Here is a 23,096-nt window from a genome sequence, read left to right as displayed (position 1 = left end):
CGACAACGACTCGAGGCGTGGCGGCTCATCGCCGCCACGCCTCGAACCAGTTCTTCGTTACGGACTCCTGGTCACTCCTCTTCGAGGTACGGGGCCAGTGCCGCGCAGATCTCGGCTACCGGGCCGGGGTCCATCAGCTCGTCGTGGCGGCAGTCCACTTCGGTCACCCGGATCGATCCGTCCACACGGGACTTCCAGGTATCCGGTGTCTCCCATGGCTTTTCGTCCCGGAGCGCGGCGATCAGCAGTACGTCGCCGGTGTAGCGCTCCGGTTCTTCGAGCAGGAGGGTCCGCACGTTGGCGAGCATGACGTCCAGGATCCGGGAGCGCTGCTCGACGGACAGGTAGCGCAACTCGCTGCGGCCGCGGCCGAGGTAGCTGAGGCACTGCGCGCGCAGCTCGGCGAGATCGTCGGGCGGTTGCACGTCTTCGATGCCGTCGTAGAACCGGGCGTAGCCGTCCAGCATGGCCGACATCATCGGGTGGTCCTGCGGCGGAACCTTGTTCTCGGGGTCCTCCCCCGGGTACGAGTCCAGGATCGCCACCAGGCCCACGCGCTCGCCCGCCTCCTGCAGCCGCACGGCGACCGCCTGCGCGAGGTTGCCGCCGAAGGACCAGCCGATCAGGTGGTAAGGACCTTCCGGCTGGATGCCGCGGATGGTTTCGACGCAGTCCGCGGCGATCTCGGCGAGCGTGGTCGGCAGCGGACCGTCCCCGGTGAGCCCCTCGGATTGCAGCGCGTACACCGGAACCCGGGGGTCGAGCGCACAGAGCAGGTTGACGTACCGCCAGCTCATCCCGGTGATCTGGGGCAGGCAGAACAACGGCGGCAGCTCGCCGTTGACGCGCATCGGCAGTACCCGGCTGAACGTGTCCACCGCGCCGGCCGCGCCGGTCAGCAGCACGGCGACCCCGGCCGGGGTCCGTGCGTCGACCACCTCGCGCACGGTCAGGTCGACGGTCAGCGCCGACCGGATCCGCGCGGCCAGCCTCGTGCACAGCTGGGGATTCCCGCCCAGGTCGAAGAAATCGTCCTCCGGATCGATCTCAGGCACACCGAGCACCTCGGCGAACAACCGGCACAGCACGTATTCCCGCAGGCTCCTCGGCGCCCGCCCGGCGGACCGGGACCGCGACGGCGGGGCGGGGAGCCGGGCCGGGTCGAGCTTTCCGCTGGGCGTCAACGGCAGTTCCGCCAGCGACACGAACACCGAAGGCACCATGTAGTCGGGGAGCTGGTCGGCGAGGTACGCGCGCAGCTCGTCCTCCGAGACCGGTTCACCCGACGGCACCGCGTAGGCGACCAGCCGCCGTTCGCCTGGCTGGTCCTCGCGCACCACCGCGGCCGCCGCGGCGACCCGGTCGTGCCCGCGCAGCACCGCTTCGACCTCGCCGAGCTCGACCCGGAAACCGCGGATCTTGACCTCGTCGTCCGCGCGCCCGATCAGGTCCAGCCGCCACCGCGTGGCGCCGGGCCCGTCGTCCGGACGCCACCGCGCGAGGTCCCCGGTGCGGTACAGCCGCGAACCCGGCGGACCGAACGGGTTGGCCACGAACCGTTCGGCGGTCCGCGCCGGCCTCCCGTGGTAGCCGCGGGCCAGACCGGAGCCCGCGACGTACAGCTCACCGGGCACCCCCGGCGGCACCGGCCGCATCGCCGCGTCCAGCACGTAGGTCCGCGCGCCGCGGATCGGCCGTCCGATCCCGGAATTCCGTTCACCGGCACGGCATCGCGTGAACGTCACGTCCACGGTCGTTTCGGTCAGCCCGTAGGCGTTGACCACCAGCCGGTCCCGCGACCAGAAATCGATCAGCTTCTCGGGACACGGCTCCGCGCCGGTGATCCAGGCGCGCAGGTGCGGCAGCGGCACCGTCGGCACGCCCAGCATCGCCGACGGCGGCACGTGCACGTGGGTGATGCGCGACCGGTCCAGTTCGGACGCCAGGTTCGCACCGGCCAGCTGCCGCGGCGGCACCACCAGGCAGGCGCCGGAAAGCAGCGCGAGGGTCAGCTCCGCGACGGACACGTCGAAACTGGTCGAGACGAACTGGAGCACCCTGGACTCGGGCGTGATCTCGTAGTGCGCGCGCTGGTTGGCGGCGAGATCGGTCAGCCCGGCGTGGGTGACCACGACCCCGCGCGGACTCCCGGTGGTGCCGGACGTGTACATCACGTAGGCGGGGTGCTCCGGCCGCAGCGGCGCGCCGCGGTCGGAGTCGGCCGGCTCGGTGGCGGGCAGCCCGGTCAGGTCGAGGTCGTCGAGTTCGACGACCGTGGCGCCGCGCGGGGCGGGCCCGTCGACGGACCGGGTGGTCAGCACCACCGCCGGAGCGAGATCGGCCAACAGGTAGTCGAACCGCGCGGCGGGGTCGTCCGGATCGACCGGCGCGTACGCGGCCCCCGCCTTGGTGACCGCCAGTACGGCCACCACGAACTCGGTGGACCGGCGCAGTGCCAGCGCGACCACCTGCTCCGGCCCGACGCCGAGGCCGATCAGGTGGTGTGCCAACCGGTTGGCGCGCTCGTCCAGTTCGGCGTAGCTGACCGCCGTTCCGCCGTACTCGACCGCGGGACGGTCCGGGGTCCGTTCGGCCTGTGCGGCGAACAGGGCGGGCAACGTGGCGGGCGGCTCGGCGTCTTCGGCGGCGGCCACCAGCTGACCGCGTTCCGTCGCGGACAGCAGGTCGAGCCCGCCCAGGTGGAGGTCCGGGTTGTCGGCGACCTGCGTGAGCAGCCACGCCAGCCGGTCCGCGATGCCCTGCGCCGTCTCGGCGTCGAACAGGTCGAGCGCGTAGTCCAGCGTGCCGTGGATCCCCTTCGGCGCGCCGTCGTCGAACCGCTCGGCGACGCTGAAGGACAGGTCGAGCCGGGCGGCGCCGATGCCGAAGTCCTCGGCCGCCACGGTCAGGCCCGGCATGTCCAGCGTCGGGCCCTCGTTGTTCTGGAACACCAGCATCACCTGGTACAGCGAGTGCGCCGTGGCCGACCGCGTCGGGTTGGCCATCGCCACCACGCGCTGGAACGGCACGTCCTGGTGCGCGAACGCCGCCAGGTCACCCTGGCGGACCCGGCCGACCAGGTCGCGGAAGCTCGGCTCGCCCGAGGTGTCCGTGCGCAGCACCAAGGTGTTCACGAAGAACCCGACGAGATCCTCCAGCACCTGGTCGTTGCGACCGGCGACCACGGTGCAGAGCCGGACGTCGGTCCCCGCGCCCATCCTGGTGAGCAGGGCGGCGATCGCCGCGTGCACCACCATGAACATGCTGGACTGGCTGGCGCGCGCGAGCTCGGCCAGCCCGCGGTGCACGCCGGCGTCCACCTCGAAGGTCACCACGTCGCCCCGGTAGCTCGGCGTGGCGGGGCGCGGACGGTCGGTCGGCAGTTCGAGCTGGTTCGGCAGCTGCGCCAGGTTGTCCCGCCAGAAGTCCAGCTGGGTGCTGACGAGGCTGTGCGGATCCGACTCCGAGCCGAGCAGTTCCCGTTGCCACAGCGTGTAATCCGCGTAATGCACCGGCAGTTCCGGCCAGTCGGGACGCCGCCCGTCGCGGCGCGCCGTGTACGCGGCGACGAGATCGCGGCCAAGCGGCCCGGCGGACCAGCCGTCGCTGGCGATGTGGTGGGTCAGCATCAGCAGCACGTGTTCGCGCGGTCCGGTCGCGAACAGCCACGCCCGCACCGGCAGCTCGGTGGCCAGGTCGAAGGTGGTGGTCGCGGCCCGGAGCATCGCGTCGTGCAGCCCCTCCCCCGGCACCTCGACGAACTCGACCGCGGGGCGTGCCTGCGACTGCGGCAGCACTCGCTGGTACGGCATGCCGTCCACCTCGACGAACAGCGTGCGCAGGCTCTCGTGCCTGCCCACCACGTCGCCGAGCGCGGCCACCAGTGCCTTCCGGTCGAGCTCGCCGGTCAGCCGCATCGACATCGGCAGGTTGTAGGTGGCGCTGGGGCCTTCGAGCTGGCAGGTGAACCACAGCCGCTGCTGGGCGAAGGACAACGGGATCCGGTCCGGGCGCACCGCCTGCTTCAGCGCGGGCCTCGCCATCCCGGCCTCGTCCAGCCGCGCCACCAGGCCGGCGACGGTCGGCGCCTCGAAGACCGCGCGGACTGGCAGCTCCGCGCCGAACACGGACCGCATGCGGGACAACAGCTGGATGGCGCTCAGCGAGTGCCCGCCGATGTCGAAGAAGTCGTCGTCCGGCGCGACCCGGTCGAGGCGCAGCACGTCGGCGACGAGGCCGCACAGGATCTCTTCGCGCGGATCGCGGATCCGGCGAGCGGGCGCCTGCGCGTCGTCGGCCAGTGCGGGGGCGGATTCCTGAAGCAGGTCACCGAAAAGCTCGATCCGCTCGGCGTCGGCGAGGGTGACCGGCGTGCCGAGCGGGCCGTCCGCGGCGTCGATCAGGTAGCGCAGCGCGCGCTCGAACGCGTCCGCGACCCAGTTCGCGGTGACCTCGTCGAAGAGGTCCTGCCGGTATTCCAGCACGGTCTGCAGCCGGTCGCCGGTCAGCCGGACCGCGAGCCGGAACGGGTAGTGCGCGGCGTCGTCGCCGGTGATCTCGGCCAGCCGCAGGCCAGGCGCGATCTCCCGAGCGGACGTGTCGACCGGGTAGTTCTCGAACACCACGAACGTGTCGAACAGGGTGGCGAGGCCGGTCTGCCTGGTGACGTCGGTCAGCCGGAGGTGCTGGTGCGCCATCAGCCTCGACTGCTCGTCGGCGAGCCTGGCCAGGTTCTCCGCCGCGCTCGCGCCCGGCCGCAGCCGGACCCGCACCGGCACGGTGTTGATGAACATCCCGACCATCTTCTGCATGCCGTCGATCTCCGGCGGCCTGCCGGACACGATGGTGCCGAACACCACGTCTTCGCGCCCGGTGACGGCGTGGAGCACGCTCGCCCAAGCCGCCTGCACCAAGGTGTTCGCGGTCAACCCAGTGGTCTGGACCAGTTGGCGGAGCCGCCCGCCCAGTTCCTCGTCCGCCGGGACGGTGATGCGCGCGGGCAGTTCGGAGTGCGGGGCCGCGCCCGGCGCCACCAGCGTCGGCCGGTCCACCCCGGCCAGCGCCACCTGCCACGCCTGCGACGACGCCGCACTGTCCTGTTCGGACATCCAGGCCAGGAAGTTTCGGTGTGACGTGACCTTCGGCAGCCCCGACGCGTCACCGCCGCTGGCGTAGAGCGCGAACAGGTCGTCGATCAGCACCGCCAGGGACCAGCCGTCGACCAGGATGTGGTGGTTGGTCAGCACCAGCCGGTGCTCCCCCGCCGCGATCTTGACCAGGGTGAACCGCAGCAGCGGTGGCCGCCCGAGGTCGAACCGCTTCGCCCAGTCCGCGGTCAGCAGCTCGCCGAGCTCGGCGTCCCGCTCTTCGGCGCCGAGCCCCGAAAGGTCCACTTCGGACCAATCGAGCGGGACCTCGCGGTAGATCACCTGGATCGGCTCGCCCGTCTTGCGCACCCGGAAACCGGACCGCAGCACCGGATACCGGCGGACCAGGCTCGCCGCGGCCGTCCGGAGCACCTCGGGTTCCAGCCCGCCCTCCAGCGCGAGCACGCACTGCGCCTGGTAGACGTCGACGCCGTCGTCGTCGTAGGCGGCGTGGAAGAACATGCCTTCCTGAAGCGGCGTGAGCGGTACTACGTCCTCGAGCTTCGACTTGGTCACTCCAGCGCCCCCAGTTCCGCTTCCAGTTCGGCTTCCAGCTCGTCGATCTCGGACTGCCCGAGGTCGATCGACAGGTCCGACGGCGTCAGGCCGCCCGCGCTCGGGTCCACCGCGTGCCTGGCCAGCGCCCGCAACGCGTCGAACCACGCCTCGGCCAGCTCGGCCACGTCCGGCTCGGCCAGCAGGCCCTCCGGCCACGCCCAGGTCACCGACAGGCTGGGCCCGTCGGGCCCGTCCAGCGCCGCCGCGTTGATCTCCAGCACGTGCGGCACGGCCTGGGCCGGATCGAGGGCGGGTGGCTTGCCGACATCGTCGACCTGGCCCCAGTCCTCGCCGGTGCCGTCACCGGAGCTGACCCCGAACCGGCCGATGTAGTTGAACCCGAGCTGCGGGGTCGCGAGTTCGGCGAGCGCGGGCGCGGTCTCGGTGTTCAGGTAGCGCAGCAACCCGAATCCGATGCCGTGGCCGGGAATGACGCGCAGCTGCTCCTTGACCGCCTTGAGCGCGCGGCCGATCGCGGGCCCGCCCGCACTGACCTCCTGCCAGTCGGCGGGGCCGGGCTCCAGCCGCACCGGGTACATGTTCGTGAACCAGCCCACGGTGCGGGAGAGATCGGCGCCCGGCACCACGTCCTGGCGACCGTGGCCCTCCAGATCGAGCAAGACCGCGCTGTCCGGCGTGTCCCGCCACTTGTTGACCGCGAGGGCCAGCCCGGTGAGCAGAACATCGTTGACACCGGCGTTGAACGCCCCGGGAACCGTGGTCAGCAGCGGCTCGGTGTGCTCCACCGGCAGCGTGGTCGACAGGTAGCGAAGCGAGCTCGCCACATCCACCGCCGGGTCGAGGGTTCGCTTGCCCAGCACTGGTTCCGTGCCTTCCAGCAACCGCTGCCACGTGTCGCTCTCGGCCACCCTGTCCCGCAGGCCCGCCTCCTCGGCGAGGCCGCGTGCCCAGGTCCGCGCCTGCGTCGGCACCGGGTCGAGCTGCGGTGTGTTGCCCGCCGCCGCGTGCCGCCACGCCAGTGCCAGGTCCGGCAGCAGGATCCGCCACGACACCACGTCGATCGACAGGTGGTGCACGACGAGCAGGAGCCGGCCGGCGCGCTCTTCGCCGAAGTCGAACCACACCGCCTGCATCGGCAGGCCGTCCCGCGGGGCCAGGCGATCGCGCGCGGCGTCCGCCGCGGCCGAAGTCGCCGCTTCGATCTCCGCTTCGGCCGTCCCGGCGAGGTCGACCCTGCTCAGCACCTCCGCGATCGGCGGCTCGCCGACCGGGCGAAGGGTGAACGTCCATTCGCCGTCCGGTCCGACGGTGAGCTGCTGGCGCAACGACTCGTGGTGGTCGACCACGGCCCGCAGCGCCGTTTCGAGGTCCTCCGACCGGATGCCGCGCGGCAGGCGCACCGCGACGGACTGGTTGAACCCGTCGTACTCGCCGGTGAGCTCGCGCAGCCACCCCATGATCGGCAGGGGACCGAATTCCGCATCGGCGTCGGCGTCGTCCGCTCGGGCCTGCGGTGCTTCCTCCCAGGTCGCCACCGAGGCCAGCGCCGCGACGGTGCGCTGTTCGAAGACATCCCGCACCGTCATGGCGAGACCAGTGCGGCGGGCGGCGGCGACGAGTTCGATGGAGATGATGCTGTCGCCGCCGAGGATGAAGAAGTCCTGGTCGGGATTGACGTGGGACAGCCCGAGCACGTCGGCGTACAGGCGGCAGAGGACCTCCTCGCGGGCGTCGCGCGGACCGTCGGCCACCTCCTCCGCTGCCTCGTTGACGGGCGCGGGCAGCCCGGCCTTGTCCAGCTTTCCGTTGGGAGTCACCGGAAGCGCGTCGAGCGCCACGAACGCCGAGGGCACCATGTACTCGGGGAGCTGGCCCGCGACGTGCTCGCGCAGTTCCTCCGCGGTGGCCGGTTCGCCGTTCGCCACGGCGTAGGCCACCAGCCTGCGGTCGCCCGGCCGGTCCTCCCGCACGATCACCGCGACCTGCGCCACCGCGGAATGCCGCCGCAGCACCGCTTCGATCTCGCCGAGTTCGATGCGGAAGCCCCGCACCTTCACCTGGTCGTCCACCCGGCCCGCGAACACCAGCTCGCCCCGCTGGTTCCACTGCGCCAGGTCACCGGTCCGGTACAGCCGCGTGCCCGCGGGGCCGAACGGGTTGGCGACGAACCGGTCCGCGGTCAGCGCGGGCCTGCCGAGGTAGCCGCGGGCGAGTCCAGCGCCAGCCACGTACAGCTCGCCGACGACGCCCGGCTGCACCGGGCTCAACCGCCGGTCCAGCACGAAGACCTTCGTCCCCGCGATCGGCCTTCCGATCGGGATCACCTTGTCCATCGGCGACAGCGGCTCGCTGATCGTCGCGCACACCGTGGCCTCCGTCGGGCCGTACGCGTTGACCATCCGCCTGCCGGGAGCCAGCTGCGCCACCAGTTCCGGCGGCGTCGCGTCGCCGCCCACCACCAGCGTCATCATCGGGGGCAGCGCCCCCTCCGGCAGCGCGCCGAGCGCCACCGGCGGGATCATCAGGTGCGTCACCGCCTGCTTCGCGAGCACCTCGGGCAGCACGGCCAGGTTCACCTCGGCCATCACCAGGCACGCGCCGCAGAGGAGGGTCCCGTAGATCTCGCCCGCCGCCACGTCGAAGCTCAGCGAAGCGAACTGCAGCATCCGGCTGCCGTGGAAGATGCCGAACCGCTCGCCCTGCCCGACGACGAGGTTCTTGACGCCGCGGTGGGTGACCATCGCGCCCTTCGGCCTGCCGGTCGACCCCGACGTGTAGATCACCCACGCCGGTGAGTCCACGCTCAGTGGCGCCAACCGCTCGCTGTCCTGGACGGGTCCGTCCGGGAGTTCGGCCACGGCCCCGGAAACGGCCGGGTCGTCGATCACCACCGGCGGCGGCGAAGCCCCGTCGACCCTGGGCAGCGCGTCCACCAGTTCGCGCGTCGTCACCAGGCACACGGGCGAGGAGTCGGCGAGCATGAACTCGAGCCGGTCGACCGGGTAACCCGGATCCAGCGGCACGTACGCTCCCCCTGCCTTGTGCACGGCCAGCAGCGCCACGATCAGCTCCACCGACCGCGGCAGGGCGACCGCGACCAACCGCTCCGGCCCGACCCCGCGGCCGACCAGGTACCGCGCCAGCCGGTTGGCCCGCGCGTCCAGTTCCCGGTACGTCACGGTTTCGTCCCCGAACACCACCGCGGGCATGTCCGGTCCCTGCTCGACCCGCTCGGCGAACAACGTCGGAATCGTCGCCGCCGGTGCTGCTCCGTCCATCAACTCCTCCTCCACTGGCTGCCGGCGGCGTTCGCGGCCCGGCAGCACCTCCAGCGCGCTCAACCGGCGGTCGGGAGCCGCGACGACATCCGACAACAACCGCATCAACTGCGCGGAAATCCACTCGACCGAATCGCGGTCGAACACGTCCACGGCGAATTCCAGGACCCCGTCGAGCCCGGCGGGAAGTCCTTGCTCGGTAAAGGTTTCCGCCATCCCGAAGTGCAGGTCCAGCTTTGCCGCACCGGCCCCGAAATCGGCAGCGTCGACCCGCAGGCCAGCCAGCTCCCACCGCTCGTCTGTGGCCCCGGCGTAGGACATCGTGACCTGGAACAGCGGGTGGTGGGTCATCGAATGCTCCAGGCGGAGTTCGCTGACCAGCCGGTCGAACGGCACGTCCTGGTGGGCGTACGCGGCGATGCTGGCCTGCCGCACCCTGGTCAGCAGTTCGCTGAAGGTCGGGTCGCCCGAGATGTCGTTGCGCAGCGCGAGGTTGTTGGCGAAGAAGCCGACGAGATCGTCCAGCGCGATGTCGGCCCTGCCCGCGGTCGAGGTGCCGATCAGGATGTCGGTGCCCGCGCCGAGTTTGGTCAGCAGTGTCGCGATCGTGGCCTGCACGACCATGAACATCGTGACGTCGTGCTCGCGCGCGAGTTCCACCATGCCGGCGTGGGTCGCGGCGTCCACGAGGAAGCGCACGTCGTCGCCCCGGTGCGTCGGCGTCGCCGGATGCGGCCGGTCGATCGGCAGTCGAATCGGCTTCGGCGGCTCGGCGAGGGTCTCCCGCCAGAAGTCCAGCTGCTTGCCGATGGTGCTCTCCGGGTCGTCGTCCGCGCCGAGGACCTCCCGCTGCCACAGGGTGAAGTCGACGTACTGCACGGGCAGGTCGGTCCATTGTGGAGCTTCACCGGCCCGGCGGGCGGCGTAGGCGGCGGCGAGGTCCCGGCGCAACGGCCCCAGTGACAGCCCGTCCGCCGCGATGTGGTGGATCAGCAGCAGCAACGCGTACTCGTGCTCGCCGAACTCGAACAGGGTCACCTTGATCGGGACTTCGACGGCGAGGTCGAAGCCGTGGCCCATGGCCTCGTGCACGGCGTCGGTCAACCCGGCCGCGCCGACGGTGACGACCGAGAGCTCCGGACGTGCCTCGGCGATGTCGAGAACGCGTTGGTACGGGACTCCGTCGTGTTCGGGGAACACCGTGCGCAGTGGTTCGTGCCGCCGCACGACATCGGCGAGCGCCGCCTCCAGCGCCGCACGGTCGAGGTTGCCGGACACGCGCAGCGCGATCGGCATGTTGTAGGTCGGGCTCGGGCCTTCCAGCTTGTGCAGGAACCACAACCGGCGCTGGCCGAATGACAGCGGCACGTACCGCGGCCGTTCGACCGGTACCAGCGCAGCGCGGCCGGCGTCGGCGCCGTCCAGCTTGGCCGCCAGCCGCGCCACCGTGCCCGCCTCGAAGATCGACCACACCGGCATTTCGCGCTGGAACACCGTCCTGATCCGGCTGGCCAGCCTGATCGCCAGGATGGAGTGCCCGCCGAGGTCGAAGAACCCGTCGTCGATCCCCACCGAGTCCAGTCCGAGCACCTCGGCGAACAGTCCACAAAGGATTTCTTCCCGTGCCGACCTCGGGCCCCTTGACACCGCCGCACCGGCCACCGCTGGCGCGGGCAGTGCTTTCCGGTCGACCTTTCCGTTGCCCGTCAACGGCAGCTCGTCGAGCACAGTCACCACCGACGGCACCATGTACTCCGGCAGGCAGCGCCGCAGGTACGACCGCAGCGACTTGCCCAGCGCGTCGGCCTGGTACGGCATGGTGGGATCGTTCCCGTACCCGGCGAGCGGCCGTTTCCGCGCCACGGCCGGGTACACGATCCCGACGGCACCGGCACCGGGCGAGGGATCACGGGTGAAAACGGCTTCGACACTGCCGTCTTCGGCGTCCGGCGACCAGGAGACCCCGGTGCGGAACCCGTGCCTGCCGCCCAGTTCGTACAGCTCGTCCGGGTCGACCGGCGAACTCGGCGCCACAGAAGGCTTTTCGTCGACAGCGGCCAGCGCCGCAAGTTCGGGTAGCAGGCGGGCGTTGGGCATGCCGGTCACCCGCACCGCCGTCGCGCCGGACCCGGTCAGCTCGGCCTCCAGCGCGCCGAGATCCGCGACGTCCTTGCCCCACCGCAGTTCCCGCGCTTCCTCTTCGGTTTCCGGAGCGGAAGCGCCGCTGCGCAGCACGACGTCGTAGCGGTAGCGGCTCAGCTCGTTCTCCGGCACACCTCGCTTGACCCCGATCTCGACCGCGTGCACGTCGTCGAGCACACCGCCGAGTGCCGGGAAGAACTCCGGCTCGATCAGCAGTTCCTTTTCCCGCCGGACGGCCTGCGCCACGGCGCGCGACCATTCGGCCGGATCCTCGTTCGGATGACGCGTCACCTCGATCGCCGCGCGGAAGCACCGGAGCAGGCGCTGGTTCCGCACGTCCCCGATGAACACCGCGCCGCCGGGGACCACCAGTCGGATCGCCTGCCGCAGCACGGAAACGAGGTAGTCGACGTTCGGGAAGTACTGCACGACCGAGTTGATCACGATGGTGTCGAAGAACTCGGTCGGCAGGCCGTCGAACGAGTCGGCGGGCTGCGTCCGCAGCATGACCCGGTCCATCAGGTCCTGGTTCTGGGCGACGACTTCCTGCAACTCCGTCACGGCGACGTCCGAGAAGTCCGTCGCCCAGTACGCCTCGCTGTCCGGGGCGAGCTGGGACAGCAGCAGACCGGAGCCGACACCGATCTCCAGTATTCGCCGCGGCTGTAGCCCTCGGATCCGCGTCACCGTCGAATCGCGCCACGCGCGCATTTCGGGAAGCGGAATGGGCGCGTCGTCGTAACTGCTCCGCCACACCGAGAAGCTTTCCCGGAATTCCCCGGTTTTCGCCTCTTCCTGGTACGCGGAATCGTAGACCTGCTGCCAGTCGTCGACCTGCTGCCGCGCGACGCCGTCGTCGTCGGCCGACTGCGGCCGGTCGAGCGGGGTGGCGTAGGCGATCAGCTGCTGGTTCTCCCCCGCGACCACAGCCGACAGCGCGACCTCGGGGTGCCGCGAAAGCACGTTCTCGATCTCGCCGAGTTCCACGCGGAACCCGCGGAGCTTGATCTGGTGGTCGACCCTGCCGAGGAATTCCAGCTCCCCGTCACGGTTCCAGCGCGCGACGTCGCCGGTGCGGTAGATCCGCGTTCCCGGTGTGCCGTAAGGGTTCGCGACGAACCGTTCCGCGCTGAGCGTCGGCTGTCCGAGGTAGCCGCGGGCCAGGCCGTCGCCGCCGATGTACAGCTCGCCCGCGACGCCGATCGGCGCCGGGCGCAGTTCGCCGTCCAGTACGTGGATCTGGGTGTTCGCGATCGGGCCGCCGATCGACGGCGTGCGATCGTCACCGGGCACCGCGGCGAGCGTGGACCAGATCGTGGTTTCGGTCGGCCCGAACATGTTGGTGACCGAGGCCGACAGCTCGCGCATGCGCGTGGCCAGTCCCGCGGGCAGCGCCTCGCCACCGACCAGCATCCGAACGTCCCGGAAGGTCTCCGCGGGCGTGCCGAGCAGCACCTGCCACATCGTCGGCGTGGCCTGCATGATCGTGCACCCGCTGTCGGCGGCGAGCTCGGTCAGCGCGTCCGGGTCGTGGACGGTGTGCTCCGGCGCGAGCACCACCCTGGCCCCGCAGACCAGCGGCAGGTACAGCTCCAGTGCCGCGATGTCGAAGGCGACCGTGGTGACCGCCAGCCAGCGGTCCCGCGGGGTCAGCGCGCACGGTTCGCGCATCGCGGTGAGGAAGTTCGTCAGGTTCGCGTGCGTAACCACGACGCCCTTCGGCACCCCGGTCGAGCCGGAGGTGTAGATCACGTAGGCGGGGTGCTCGACCCGCAACGGCCGGACGCGCTCGCCGTTGCCGATGTTGTCGGACGCCTTCCCGGCCAGCATTTCCGCGGTGTCCGGGTCGTCCAGCACCAGCCGCGTCGCCGGATGACCTGGCACCACCTCCGCGGTGTCCATTGTGGTCACCATCAGGGCGGGTCCCGCGGCGCCGAGGATGTGGCCGAGGCGGTCCTCGGGGTAGCCGGGGTCGAGCGGCAGGTAGGCGCCACCGGCCTTCTGCACCGCGAGCAGGGTGACCAGCAGTACGGGTGTCCGGGGCGTCAGCACGGCCACGATCGACTCGGGGCCGACACCGTGGTCGATCAGCAGCCGCGCCAACTGGTTCGCCCGGGTGTTCAAGTCCGCATAGGACAGTTCGACCCCGTCGCAGGCGACGGCGATCGCCTCCGGATCGCGCTGTGCCTGTGCCTCGAACATTTCCGGCATGATCGCGAGCGGAACCTCGGCGGCTGTGTCGTTCCACGCTCGCAGCTGCTCGCGTTCGGCGGGCAGCAGCACGTCGTGCCCGCCGACGGGCCGATCGGGATCGGCCAGCACCGCGTTCAGCCACTCCGTCCAGCGGACCGCGATCGACTCCGCGGTCGCGTGGTCGAACACGTCTGCGCCGTACTCGATCACCCCGGTGATCCCGGCCGGGGAGCCGTCCTCGTCCCGCTGCTCGTTCAGCAGGAAGAACAGGTCGAACTTGGCGGTGTGCGTGTTGATGTCCGTGGTGGTCACTTCGAGGCCGGGCAGTTCGAAGCGCGTGTCCGAATAGGGGAACAGCCCGAGCATGACCTGGAACAGCGGGTGGTGCGCCGCGGAGCGGGTGGGGTTGAGGATCTCCACCAAGCGCTCGAACGGCATCTCCTGGTGCGCGTAGGCCGCGAGGTCGACGGCCCGCACGCGATCGAGCAGCTCGCGGAAGCTCGGCTCGCCGGAGGTGTCCGTGCGCAGCACCAGCGTGTTCACGAAGAACCCGACCAGATCGGTCAGCGCGTCGTCGGTCCGCCCGGCCGACGGGGTGCCCAGCGGAACGTCCGTGCCCGCGCCGAGGCGCGTCAACAGCGACGCCAGCGCGGCCTGCAGGACCATGAAGACCGTGACGTTGCTCGACCGCGCCAGTGCCACCACGGCGCGGTGGACCTCCGGCGACAGCGCGATTTCGACGTGGTCACCGCGGTACGACGCCACCGTCGGCCGCGGCCGGTCGTACGGCAGGTTCAACTGCTCCGGGATTCCGCGAAGTTCCTTGCGCCAGAAGGCGACCTGGGCGCTCGCCGTGCTCGACGCGTCGGATTCCTCGCCGAGCAGTTCCCGCTGCCAGAACGTGTAGTCCGCGTACTGCACCGGCAGCGGATCCCACTCCGGTGCCTTCCCGGCGCACCGCGACTCGTACGCCGACGCCAGCTCTCGCACCAGCGGCGTGAACGACGAACCGTCGGCGGCGATGTGGTGCAGCACCAGGACCAGTGCGAAGTCTTCCGGGCCCGCGACGAGTAGCTCGACCCGCAGCGGAATCTCCGTCGCCAGCTCGAACGAGTACCTGGCCGTCTGCTCGATCGCCTCCCCGAGCCCCGCCACGTCCACTTCGGACACCACGGGCTCGATCGCGGCCCGGTCCAGCACCTGCTGGCGCGCGACGCCGTCGACCTCGGGGTAGATCGTGCGCAGGGTTTCGTGCCGGGCGACCACGTCCCGCAACGCCGACGTCAGCGCCTCGCGATCCAGCACGCCCCGCAGCCGCAGGCCGAACACGATGTTGTAGGTCGGGCTCGGCCCTTCCAGCCGGTGCAGGAACCACAGCCGCCGTTGCGCGAACGACAGCGGCACCAGCTCGGGGCGGCTGACCTGCCGCAGCGCGGGCTGCGCCGGTGCGGCGGCGGCGTCGAGCCGCGCGGCCAGCCCGGCCGCCGTCGGCGTCTCGAACACCTCGCGCACCGTGAGCTCCACGCCCAGCACCGATCGGACCCGGCTGATCAGCCTGGTCACCAGCAGCGAATGCCCGCCCAGTTCGAAGAAGCCGTCGTCGATCCCGACCGAGTCCAGCCCGAGCACCTCGGCGAAGAGTCCACAAAGGATTTCCTCGCGCGCGCTGTGGGTCGCCTGGCCAGGCGACCCGGTGCCGAGCGTCGGCGCGGGCAACGCGGCGCGGTCGACCTTTCCGTTGGAGTTCAACGGAAGCGCGGTCAAGAACACCATGGCCGTCGGGACCATGTACGTGGGCAGGCTCTGCGCGAGGTGCCGCCGGACCTCGGTCGCCTCCGGCTCGCGGTCGTCCGCGGGCACCAGGTAGGCGACCAGCATCCGGCCGCCCGGCCCGTCCGCCCTGGCCACCACCGTCGCCTGCGCGATGCCGGGGTGCGCGAGCAGCGCCGCCTCGATCTCCCCCGGTTCGATGCGGAGTCCCCGCATCTTGACCTGCTGGTCCGCCCGGCCGAGGTACTCCAGGCGACCGGAACTGTTCCAGCGCACCAGATCGCCGGTCCGGTACATCTTCCCGCCCGGTTCGCCGTACGGCGCGGCGACGAAGCGTTCCGCGGTCATGGCCTGCCTGCCGACGTAGCCACGGGCCAGCCCGAGGCCCGCCACGTACAGCTCACCGGCGACGCCGGGCGGCACCAGGCGCAGACCGGTGTCCAGCACGTAGGCACGGAGGTTGTCCGCGGGCACGCCGATCGGCACCGGGTTCCCGACCGGCGCCGACGGGTCCAGTTCGTGCGAAGCCGCGATGACCGTGACCTCGGTCGGGCCGTAAGCGTTGACCAGTCGCGTGTTCGGGCAGTGCTGCCGCACCGACGACATCGCCGCCGGGGAAGCGGCTTCGCCACCGCACAGGATTTCGCGGACCGGTGCGAGGCATTCCGGTGCCTGCTCGGCGACCAGGTTGAACAACGAGGTGGTCAGCAGCGCGGAGGTGATCCGGTAGTCGGCGATCATGGCGGCCAGCGCGTCGACGTCGAAGTCGACCTCCGGCGCCACGACCAGCTGGTGACCGGACAGCAACGCGCCCCAGATCTCCCAGGTGGCGGCGTCGAAGGCGTGCGAGGAGTGCAGCAGCACCCGGTGATCGCCGCCGTCGTGCCACCCGCGGTCGGCCGCCAGCCTGACCACACCGGCGTGGGTGACGCCGACTCCCTTGGGATCACCGGTCGAGCCGGAGGTGTACATGATGTAGGCGAGGTTTTCGCCGGTCAGCCCGACGCCAGGAGCCGTACCGGGCAGCTCGTCCAGCCGCTGCTCCTCCACCACCAACACCGTGGCGCCGAGGTCGGCCGCGTTCGCGGCCAGCGCGCGATCGGTGATCAGCACGGCCGCGCCGGTCTCCCGCAGCATCGAGCCCACCCTGGCCGGTGGGTAGCTCGCGTGCAGCGGCACGTAGGCGCCACCGGCCTTGACCACCGCGAGCATCGCGACCACCAGCTCGGCGGACCGCTCCATCAGCAGCCCCACCGGGGCCTCGGGACCGACGCCGAGCCCGGCCAGCCGGTGGGCCAGCCGGTTCGCGCGGGCGTCGAGCTCCACATAGGACAGAGTGGTGCCCCGGTCCGCCAGCGCGGGCGCCTGCGGGGCGCGTCGCACCTGCTGCTCGAACAGGGTCGCCACGTCGACGGCGGGAACGGGGCGCTCGGTGTCGTTCCACTCGGCGAGGATCCGGTGCCGTTCGCCCGCGTCGAGCAGGTCGAGTTCCCCGATGGCGCGGTCCGGTTCGGCCACGGCCGAAGCCAGCGCGCGCATCAGCCTAGCCGCCATGGCGTCCGCGGTCGCCCGGTCGAACAGGTCCTCGGCGTACTCCAAGGTGCCTTCGAGGCCCGCCGGTTCCCCGTCGTCGGTCAGCGCCTCCTCGACGGCGAACGACAGGTCGAACTTGGCCACCCCGGACACCGGGGTCGGCAGCACCTCCGTGCGCAGGCCGTGCAGGTCGACCCGGTCGGCGTTGGCGTTCTGCAGCACCAGCATCACCTGGAACAGCGGGTGGCTGGCGAGGGTGCGCGTGGGGTTCAGCACTTCGACGACGCGCTCGAACGGCACGTCCTGCGCCGCGTAGGCGTCGAGGTCGACCGCGCGCGTCCTGGCCAGCAGCTCGCGGAAGGTCGGCTCGCCCGAGGTGTCGGTGCGCAGGACCAGGGTGTTCACGAAGAACCCGATCAGGTCCTCCGCCGCTTCGTCCGAGCGACCGGCGACCACGGTGCCAATCGGGATGTCCGTGCCGCCGCCCAGCCGGGTCAGCAGCACCGCGAGCGCCGCCTGCACGACCATGAAGACCGTGGTCCCGGTGTCCCTGGCCAGATGGACCGCGGCGCGGTGGGCCGCGCCGTCGAGCCGGAGCGGGACCTTGTCGCCGCGGTAGGACGCGACGGCGGGACGCGGCCGGTCGGTGGGCAGTTCCAGCACTTCCGGCGCACCGCGCAGGAATGCGCGCCACTGGGCGAGCTGCTGGCTGATGATGCTGTCGGGATCGTCCTCGGCACCGAGCACTTCGCGCTGCCACAGCGCGTAGTCCGAGTACTGCACCTCCAGTTCAGTCCATTGTGGACTTTCCTGACGGCAGCGGGCCGCGTACGCGGTGGACAGGTCGCGTAGCAACGGCCGGGTGGACCAGCCGTCGGCGATGATGTGGTGCGTAACGACGACCAGTACGTGCTCCTCCGCACCGAGCGCGAGCAACTGGGCCCGCAAGGGAACCTCGGTGTCGAGGTGGAACGGCTCGGCGACGGCCGCCGCGATCGCCGCGTCCACGCCGTCGGCGGGAATTTCGTTCAGGGGAAGGGAAACCGGCGCGTCGGCGGGGGCGAGCACCCGCTGGTACGGCTCGCCGCCGGTTTCGGGGAACAGCGTCCGCAGCGATTCGTGCCGCGCGACCACGTCGCCCAGCGCCGCGCGCAGCGCCTCGTGGTCCACCGGACCGGACATCCGCACCCCGAGCGGCACGTTGTAGGTCGAACTCGGCCCTTCGAGCCTGCTCAGGAACCACAGCCGCTGCTGGGCGAAGGACAGCGGGATCATGAGACCTCCTCGGGTTTGGGCATCCGGCGCAGGGCCGGTCGAGCTGCCCCGGCCGTGGCCAGCTGGCCGGCGAGGGTGGCGACGGTTGCCGATTCGAACAGGGACCGCAACGCCAGCTCGACGCCGAAGGTGGCGCGGATCCGGCTGATCAGCCGCACCGCGAGCAGCGAGTGGCCACCGAGCGAGAAGAAGTTGTCGTCGATGGTGACCTGCGGGACGCCCAGCGCCTGCGCGAACAACTCGCAGAGGATCTCCTCGCGGGCCGTACGCGGAGCCCTGCCCTGCGGGTCGGCCGAGTAGACGGGTGCGGGCAGCGCCCGCTTGTCAAGCTTGCGGTTCGGCGTCAGCGGCAAGGTGTCCAGCGAGACGAACGCCGACGGCACCATGTACTCCGGCAGGTATTCCGCACACCGGGAGCGCAGCGCCTCGGCGTCCGGGGCGGCCCCGTCCTCCGGCACGAAGTAGCCCACCAGCCGCTTGTCCCCCGGCTGGTCCTCGCGCACGATCACGGCGACCCGGTCGACCCCGGGGTGCTGGCCGATGACCGCCTCGATCTCGCCGAGCTCGACGCGGAAACCGCGCACCTTCACCTGGTCGTCCACCCTGGCCACGAACTCGTACTCGCCGTCGGGGCGGCGCTTGCCGAGATCGCCGGACCGGTACATCCGCGATCCGGGCGGCCCGAACGGGTTCGCCACGTACCGCGTGGAGGTCTGCCCCGGCCGTCCGTGGTAGCCGCGCGTCACCAGGTCGCCGGCGATGTAGATCTCGCCAGCCACGCCGAAGGGCACCGGCCGCAGCGCGGCGTCCAGCACGAACATCTGGGTGTTCCAGCTCGGCTTGCCGAGCGTCACCACGCCCGGCGGGATCCGCTGTCCCGGCTCGACGCGGCAGTCCATGCACTCGACCGTCGTCTCAGTGGGGCCGTATTCGTTGAACACGGTCACGCCGGGGTGCTTGGCGCGCCATTCGTCCAGCACCTCGCCGAGCAACGGCTCCCCGCCGATGACGAGCTGCCCGGTCGGCGAGAACTGGGCGGGCAGGCTGGTCAGCAACGGCAGGTGGCTCGGCGTCGCCTTGACGAACGTCGGCTGCGCGGACTCCACCCTGGCGGTGGCCGCTTCGTCCAGTTCGATCAGGTGCACCGCGCCGCCCGCGGTCAACGGCGCGTACAACCCGGTCACGGTCAGGTCGAACGACACCGACGAGTGCACGAGCGCGCGCCCGGTCACTCCCGGGTAGACGTGCCGTGCCCAGGCCAGGTAGTGGCTCAGCGAGTAGTGCTCCACCACCACGCCCTTCGGGCGGCCGGTCGACCCCGAGGTGTAGATGACGAACGCCGGGTTGTGCGGGTGCAGCGGGTGGGTCCGCTCCTCGTCGGTGATTTCGTCGCCCGGCAACGATTCGAGGGTGGCGATGGTGTTCTTGTCGTCCAGTACGAGGTGGTTTCCGTCCTGCGGCAACCGGTTCTGCACCTCGGTGGTGGTCAGCACCAGCACCGGGTCGACGTCGGTGAGCATGAACGCGATGCGCTCGGCCGGGTAGCTCAGGTCGACCGCGACGTAGGCCGCGCCCGCCTTGAGCACCGCGAGCATGGCCACCAGGAGGTCGACCGATTTGGGCACGGCCACCCCGACGAACCGCTCCGGGCCGACGCCGCACCGCACCAGCGCGCGGGCCAGCTTGTTCGCCCGCGCGTCGAGTTCGGCGTAGCTGAGCCGATCCCGGTCGAACAGCACGGCGGGCGCGGCCGGGTTCTGCCGCACCTGCTCGGCGAACAGGTCGGGCACCGTCGCGGTCGCCACCGGGACGGCCGTGTCGTTGCCCGTCACCAGCAGCTCGTGCCGTTCGGCGTCGGAGAGCAGCTCGATCCGGCTGATCGGCACGCCCGGCTCGGCGACCGCGCCGTCCAGCAGCCGGACCAGGCGAGCGGACAGCGCCTCGGCGGTGGACCGGTCGAACAGATCGGTCGCGTAGTCGAGATAGCCCTCGATCCCGGCAGGCCCGCCCTCGTCGTCGCGGGTTTCCCAGACGAAGAAGGACAGGTCGAACTTCGCCGAACCGGCGCTGACGAAGTAGGTCTCGCTGACCAGCCCCGGCGCGGTGAGCTGCGCGTCGACGCCATTCTCGTAGGTCAGCACCACCTGGAACAGCGGGTTGTGGGCCGCCGACCTCGCCGGGTTCAGCGCTTCCACCAGCCGCTCGAACGGCACGTCCTGGTGGTCGTAGGCGTCGAGGTCGACCTCGCGCACCCTGGAGAGGAGTTCGCGGAAGCTGGGATCGCCGGAGGTGTCGGTGCGCAGCACGAGGGTGTTGACGAAGAACCCGATCAGGTCCTCGAGCGCCTCGTCGTTGCGGCCCGCGGTCACCGCGCCCACCGGGACGTCGGTGCCCGCGCCCATCCTGGTCAGCAGCACGGCCAAGGCGGCGTGGAGCACCATGAACGCGGTGGTGCCGGTGCTCCTGACCAGTTCAGCCAGCTCGCGGTGGGTGGCGGCGCCGACCCGGAAGCGCACGCGGTCGCCGCGGTAGCTCGCCTCCGCCCGCCGCGGCCGGTCGGTGGGCAGCTCCAGCAGATCGGGTGCCCCCGCCAGCCGCTGGCGCCAGTGCTCCACCTGCGCGCCGAGCAGGTCGGCCGAGGCCGCGTCCCCGCCCTGCACCTGTCGTTGCCACAGCGCGAAATCCGCGTACTGCACGGAAAGCGGGGCCCAGTCCGGCGCACGGCCCTCGCACCGCGCCTGGTACGCCGCGGACAGATCACGCGCCAACGGCACGGTCGAGCCGCCGTCCGCGACGATGTGGTGCGTGACGATCAGCAGCACGTGCTCGTCGTCGGACAACCGGAACAGCGTCGGCCGCAACGGGATGTCGGTGGCCAGTGCGAAGGCGTGCCGGGCGGCCTCCGCCACCGCGTCGTCCAGCCCGTCCTCCGAAATGTCCACAATGGACATCTCGGGCCTCGACCGGTCGGCGGCCAGCACCAGCTGGTACGGCTCGCCGTCCCGCTCGGGGAAGACGGTGCGCAGTGATTCGTGCCTGGCGAGCACGTCGCCGACGGCGTCGGCGAGCGCGCCGCCGTCCAGCCCGCCGGTGATCCGCGCCGCCCACACGATGTTGTAGGTCGAGCTCACCCCGTCGAGCTGGTGCAGGAACCACAACCTGCGCTGGGCGGGCGAAAGCGGGACCAACTCTGGCCGCTCGACGGGGACGAGCGGCGGCCTGCCGCTCCCCGCGGGGTCGACCCGGTCGGCCAGCGCGGCGACCGTCGGTGCGTCGAACACCGCGCGGGGCGCCAGTTCCGCGCCCAGTGCCACGCGGACCCGGCTGGCCAGCTGGACCGCCAGCAGCGAATGCCCGCCCAGCGCGAAGAAGTCGTCGTCGATGCCGACGCCGGGCACGCCGAGGACGTCGGCGAACAGTTCGCACAGCAGGGTTTCCCGCACCGTGCGCGGTGCCCGGCCGCCCGCGACGCGCACCGCCTCCGGCTCCGGCAGCGCGGCCCGGTCGAGCTTGCCGTGCCGGGTCAGCGGCAGGGCGTCGAGCACCACGAACGCGGCGGGCACCATGTGCTCGGGCAGCCGGTCGAGCAGCGCCCGCACCGCGACCGGGTCCGCGCGGGCCGGTTCGGCAGGCACCACGTAACACACGATCCGCTGGTCACCGGGGCGGTCCTCGCGCAGGACCGCCGCGGCGTCGGCCACGGTGTCCTGGGCCAGCACGGCGGCGGCGACCTCGCCGAGCTCGACCCGGTGACCGCGGATCTGCACCTGGTCGTCGGCCCGGCCCGCGAACTCCAGCACGCCGTCGTCGGTCCACCTGGCCACGTCACCGGTCCGGTACATCCGGGTGCCCGGCCCGCCGAACGGGTTCGCGACGAACCGCGCCGCGGTGAGGCCCTGCCTGCGGAGGTAACCGCGGGCAAGGCCGCTGCCCGCCAAGTACAGCTCACCCGCCACGCCCGGCGCGACCGGCCGCAGCCGCTCGTCCAGCACGTAGGCGCGCGAGTTGGGCAGCAGGCGGCCGAGCGGCACCACCCCGGACGGGTCCGGCGCGCCGGGTTCCAGCCGGAACTCGGCGCAGTGGATGGTCACCTCGGTCGGCCCGTACCCGTTGGTCACGGTGGCCTTCGGGTGTTCTTCGCGCCAGCGGGACAGCGCGTCACCGAGCAGCGCTTCCCCGCCCAGCACCAGTTCGTCGCTCGGCCCGGAGCCCGCGGGCACCGAGCCCAGCAGCGGCAGATGGCTCGGGGTGGCCTTGGCGAACGTGCAGTCGACGGCCTCGGTGGCACCGGCCAGATCCGGCGCGACCAGGACACACCCACCCGCCGTGAGCGGCCCGAACAACGCCGTCACGGAAAGCGAGTAGGCCACCGACGTGTGCCACAGCGCGGTGCCACCGAGGCCGGGATGGCGCTCGCGGGCGGTGCGCAGGTGGTCGTCGAGCGATCCGCGCTCGATCACGACCGCCTTCGGCCAGCCGGTCGACCCCGAGGTGTAGATGACGTGCGCGGGGTGGCGGGGCGACACCGGGGCGGTCCGGTCCACATCGGACAGGTCGGTCTCCGCGCGGTCCGCCAGCGCGCCCGAAGTGCCCGGCGCGTCCAGCAGGATCGGCCGCGCTATGCCGTCAAACCGTTGCGCCACAACGGATTCGCTCAGCACGAAGGCCGGGTCCGCGTCGTCGAGCATGAACGCCACCCGGCCAGGCGGGTAGCCGGGGTCGATCGGCAGGTACGCGGCGCCGGTCTTCTGAACCGCCAGCAACGCGGTGACGGTGTCCGCGGAATGCGGCAGCAGCACGGCGACCAGCTGCTCGGGGCCGACGCCCAGCGACACCAGATGGCGCGCCAGCCGGTTCGCCCGCCCGTTGAGCTCGCCGTAGCTCAGCCGGACCGGCCCGCTCACCGCGGGCTCGTCCGGGCACTGGGCGGCGTGCCGCTCGAACAGGTCGATCAGCGACTCGGCCGGACCGTCCCGGTCCGTGTCGTTCCACGCGGCCACCATCAGCCGCAGTTCCGCAGGTGACGCATGTGTCGCCGGAGCTTCCATGCCGCTGATCTCCTACTCCGTCCCCGTGTCGGGTTTCGCGATGGGGCAGGCTCGGCACATCCGCCCGAACCCGCTGGACGATTCGTCCGCGCGCGGCGGAAGCGTTGCGCGGCTGGGAACCGCGGTTCGATCCGCGGGTGAACGGCCTCGGGCGCCCGAGGGCGGCCGCGATCCGGCGAAACAGTTTCTAG

General features: G+C 71.5%; 3 protein-coding genes. All 3 read right to left on the bottom strand.

The window, feature by feature from the left end:
• Positions 1-71 precede the first annotated feature (71 nt).
• Genes HUW46_RS38010 through HUW46_RS38000 form a run of 3 tightly spaced genes read right to left on the bottom strand, consistent with a single transcriptional unit; the run spans position 72 to position 22,905 of the window.
• Entirely contained in the window at positions 72-5,663 is a 5,592-nt protein-coding gene (locus tag HUW46_RS38010) for a non-ribosomal peptide synthetase (RefSeq protein WP_215543536.1), read from the bottom strand.
• A complete protein-coding gene (locus tag HUW46_RS38005; protein ID WP_215543535.1) occupies positions 5,660-17,857 on the bottom strand; it encodes a non-ribosomal peptide synthetase in 12,198 nt (4,065 codons plus the stop codon). Before HUW46_RS38005 ends, HUW46_RS38010 begins: the two co-directional genes overlap by 4 nt.
• Positions 17,854-22,905 (bottom strand): non-ribosomal peptide synthetase, encoded by a 5,052-nt coding sequence (locus tag HUW46_RS38000; RefSeq protein WP_215543534.1) that lies wholly within the window; start codon positions 22,903-22,905, stop codon positions 17,854-17,856. The genes HUW46_RS38005 and HUW46_RS38000 overlap by 4 nt, the downstream gene beginning before the upstream one ends.
• Between the last annotated feature and the right edge of the window lie 191 nt (positions 22,906-23,096).

This window comes from Amycolatopsis sp. CA-230715, assembly GCF_018736145.1.
Taxonomy (GTDB): Bacteria; Actinomycetota; Actinomycetes; order Mycobacteriales; family Pseudonocardiaceae; genus Amycolatopsis.
The sequence above is the reverse complement of the archived record's forward strand: the minus strand, read 5'-3'. Positions and strand labels throughout refer to the sequence as shown.

Coding starts and splice junctions, on each gene's coding strand:
- HUW46_RS38000 (WP_215543534.1), bottom strand. CDS start 22,905: ATGGAAGCTCCGGCGACACATGCGTCACCTGCGGAACTGCGGCTGATG.
- HUW46_RS38005 (WP_215543535.1), bottom strand. CDS start 17,857: ATGATCCCGCTGTCCTTCGCCCAGCAGCGGCTGTGGTTCCTGAGCAGG.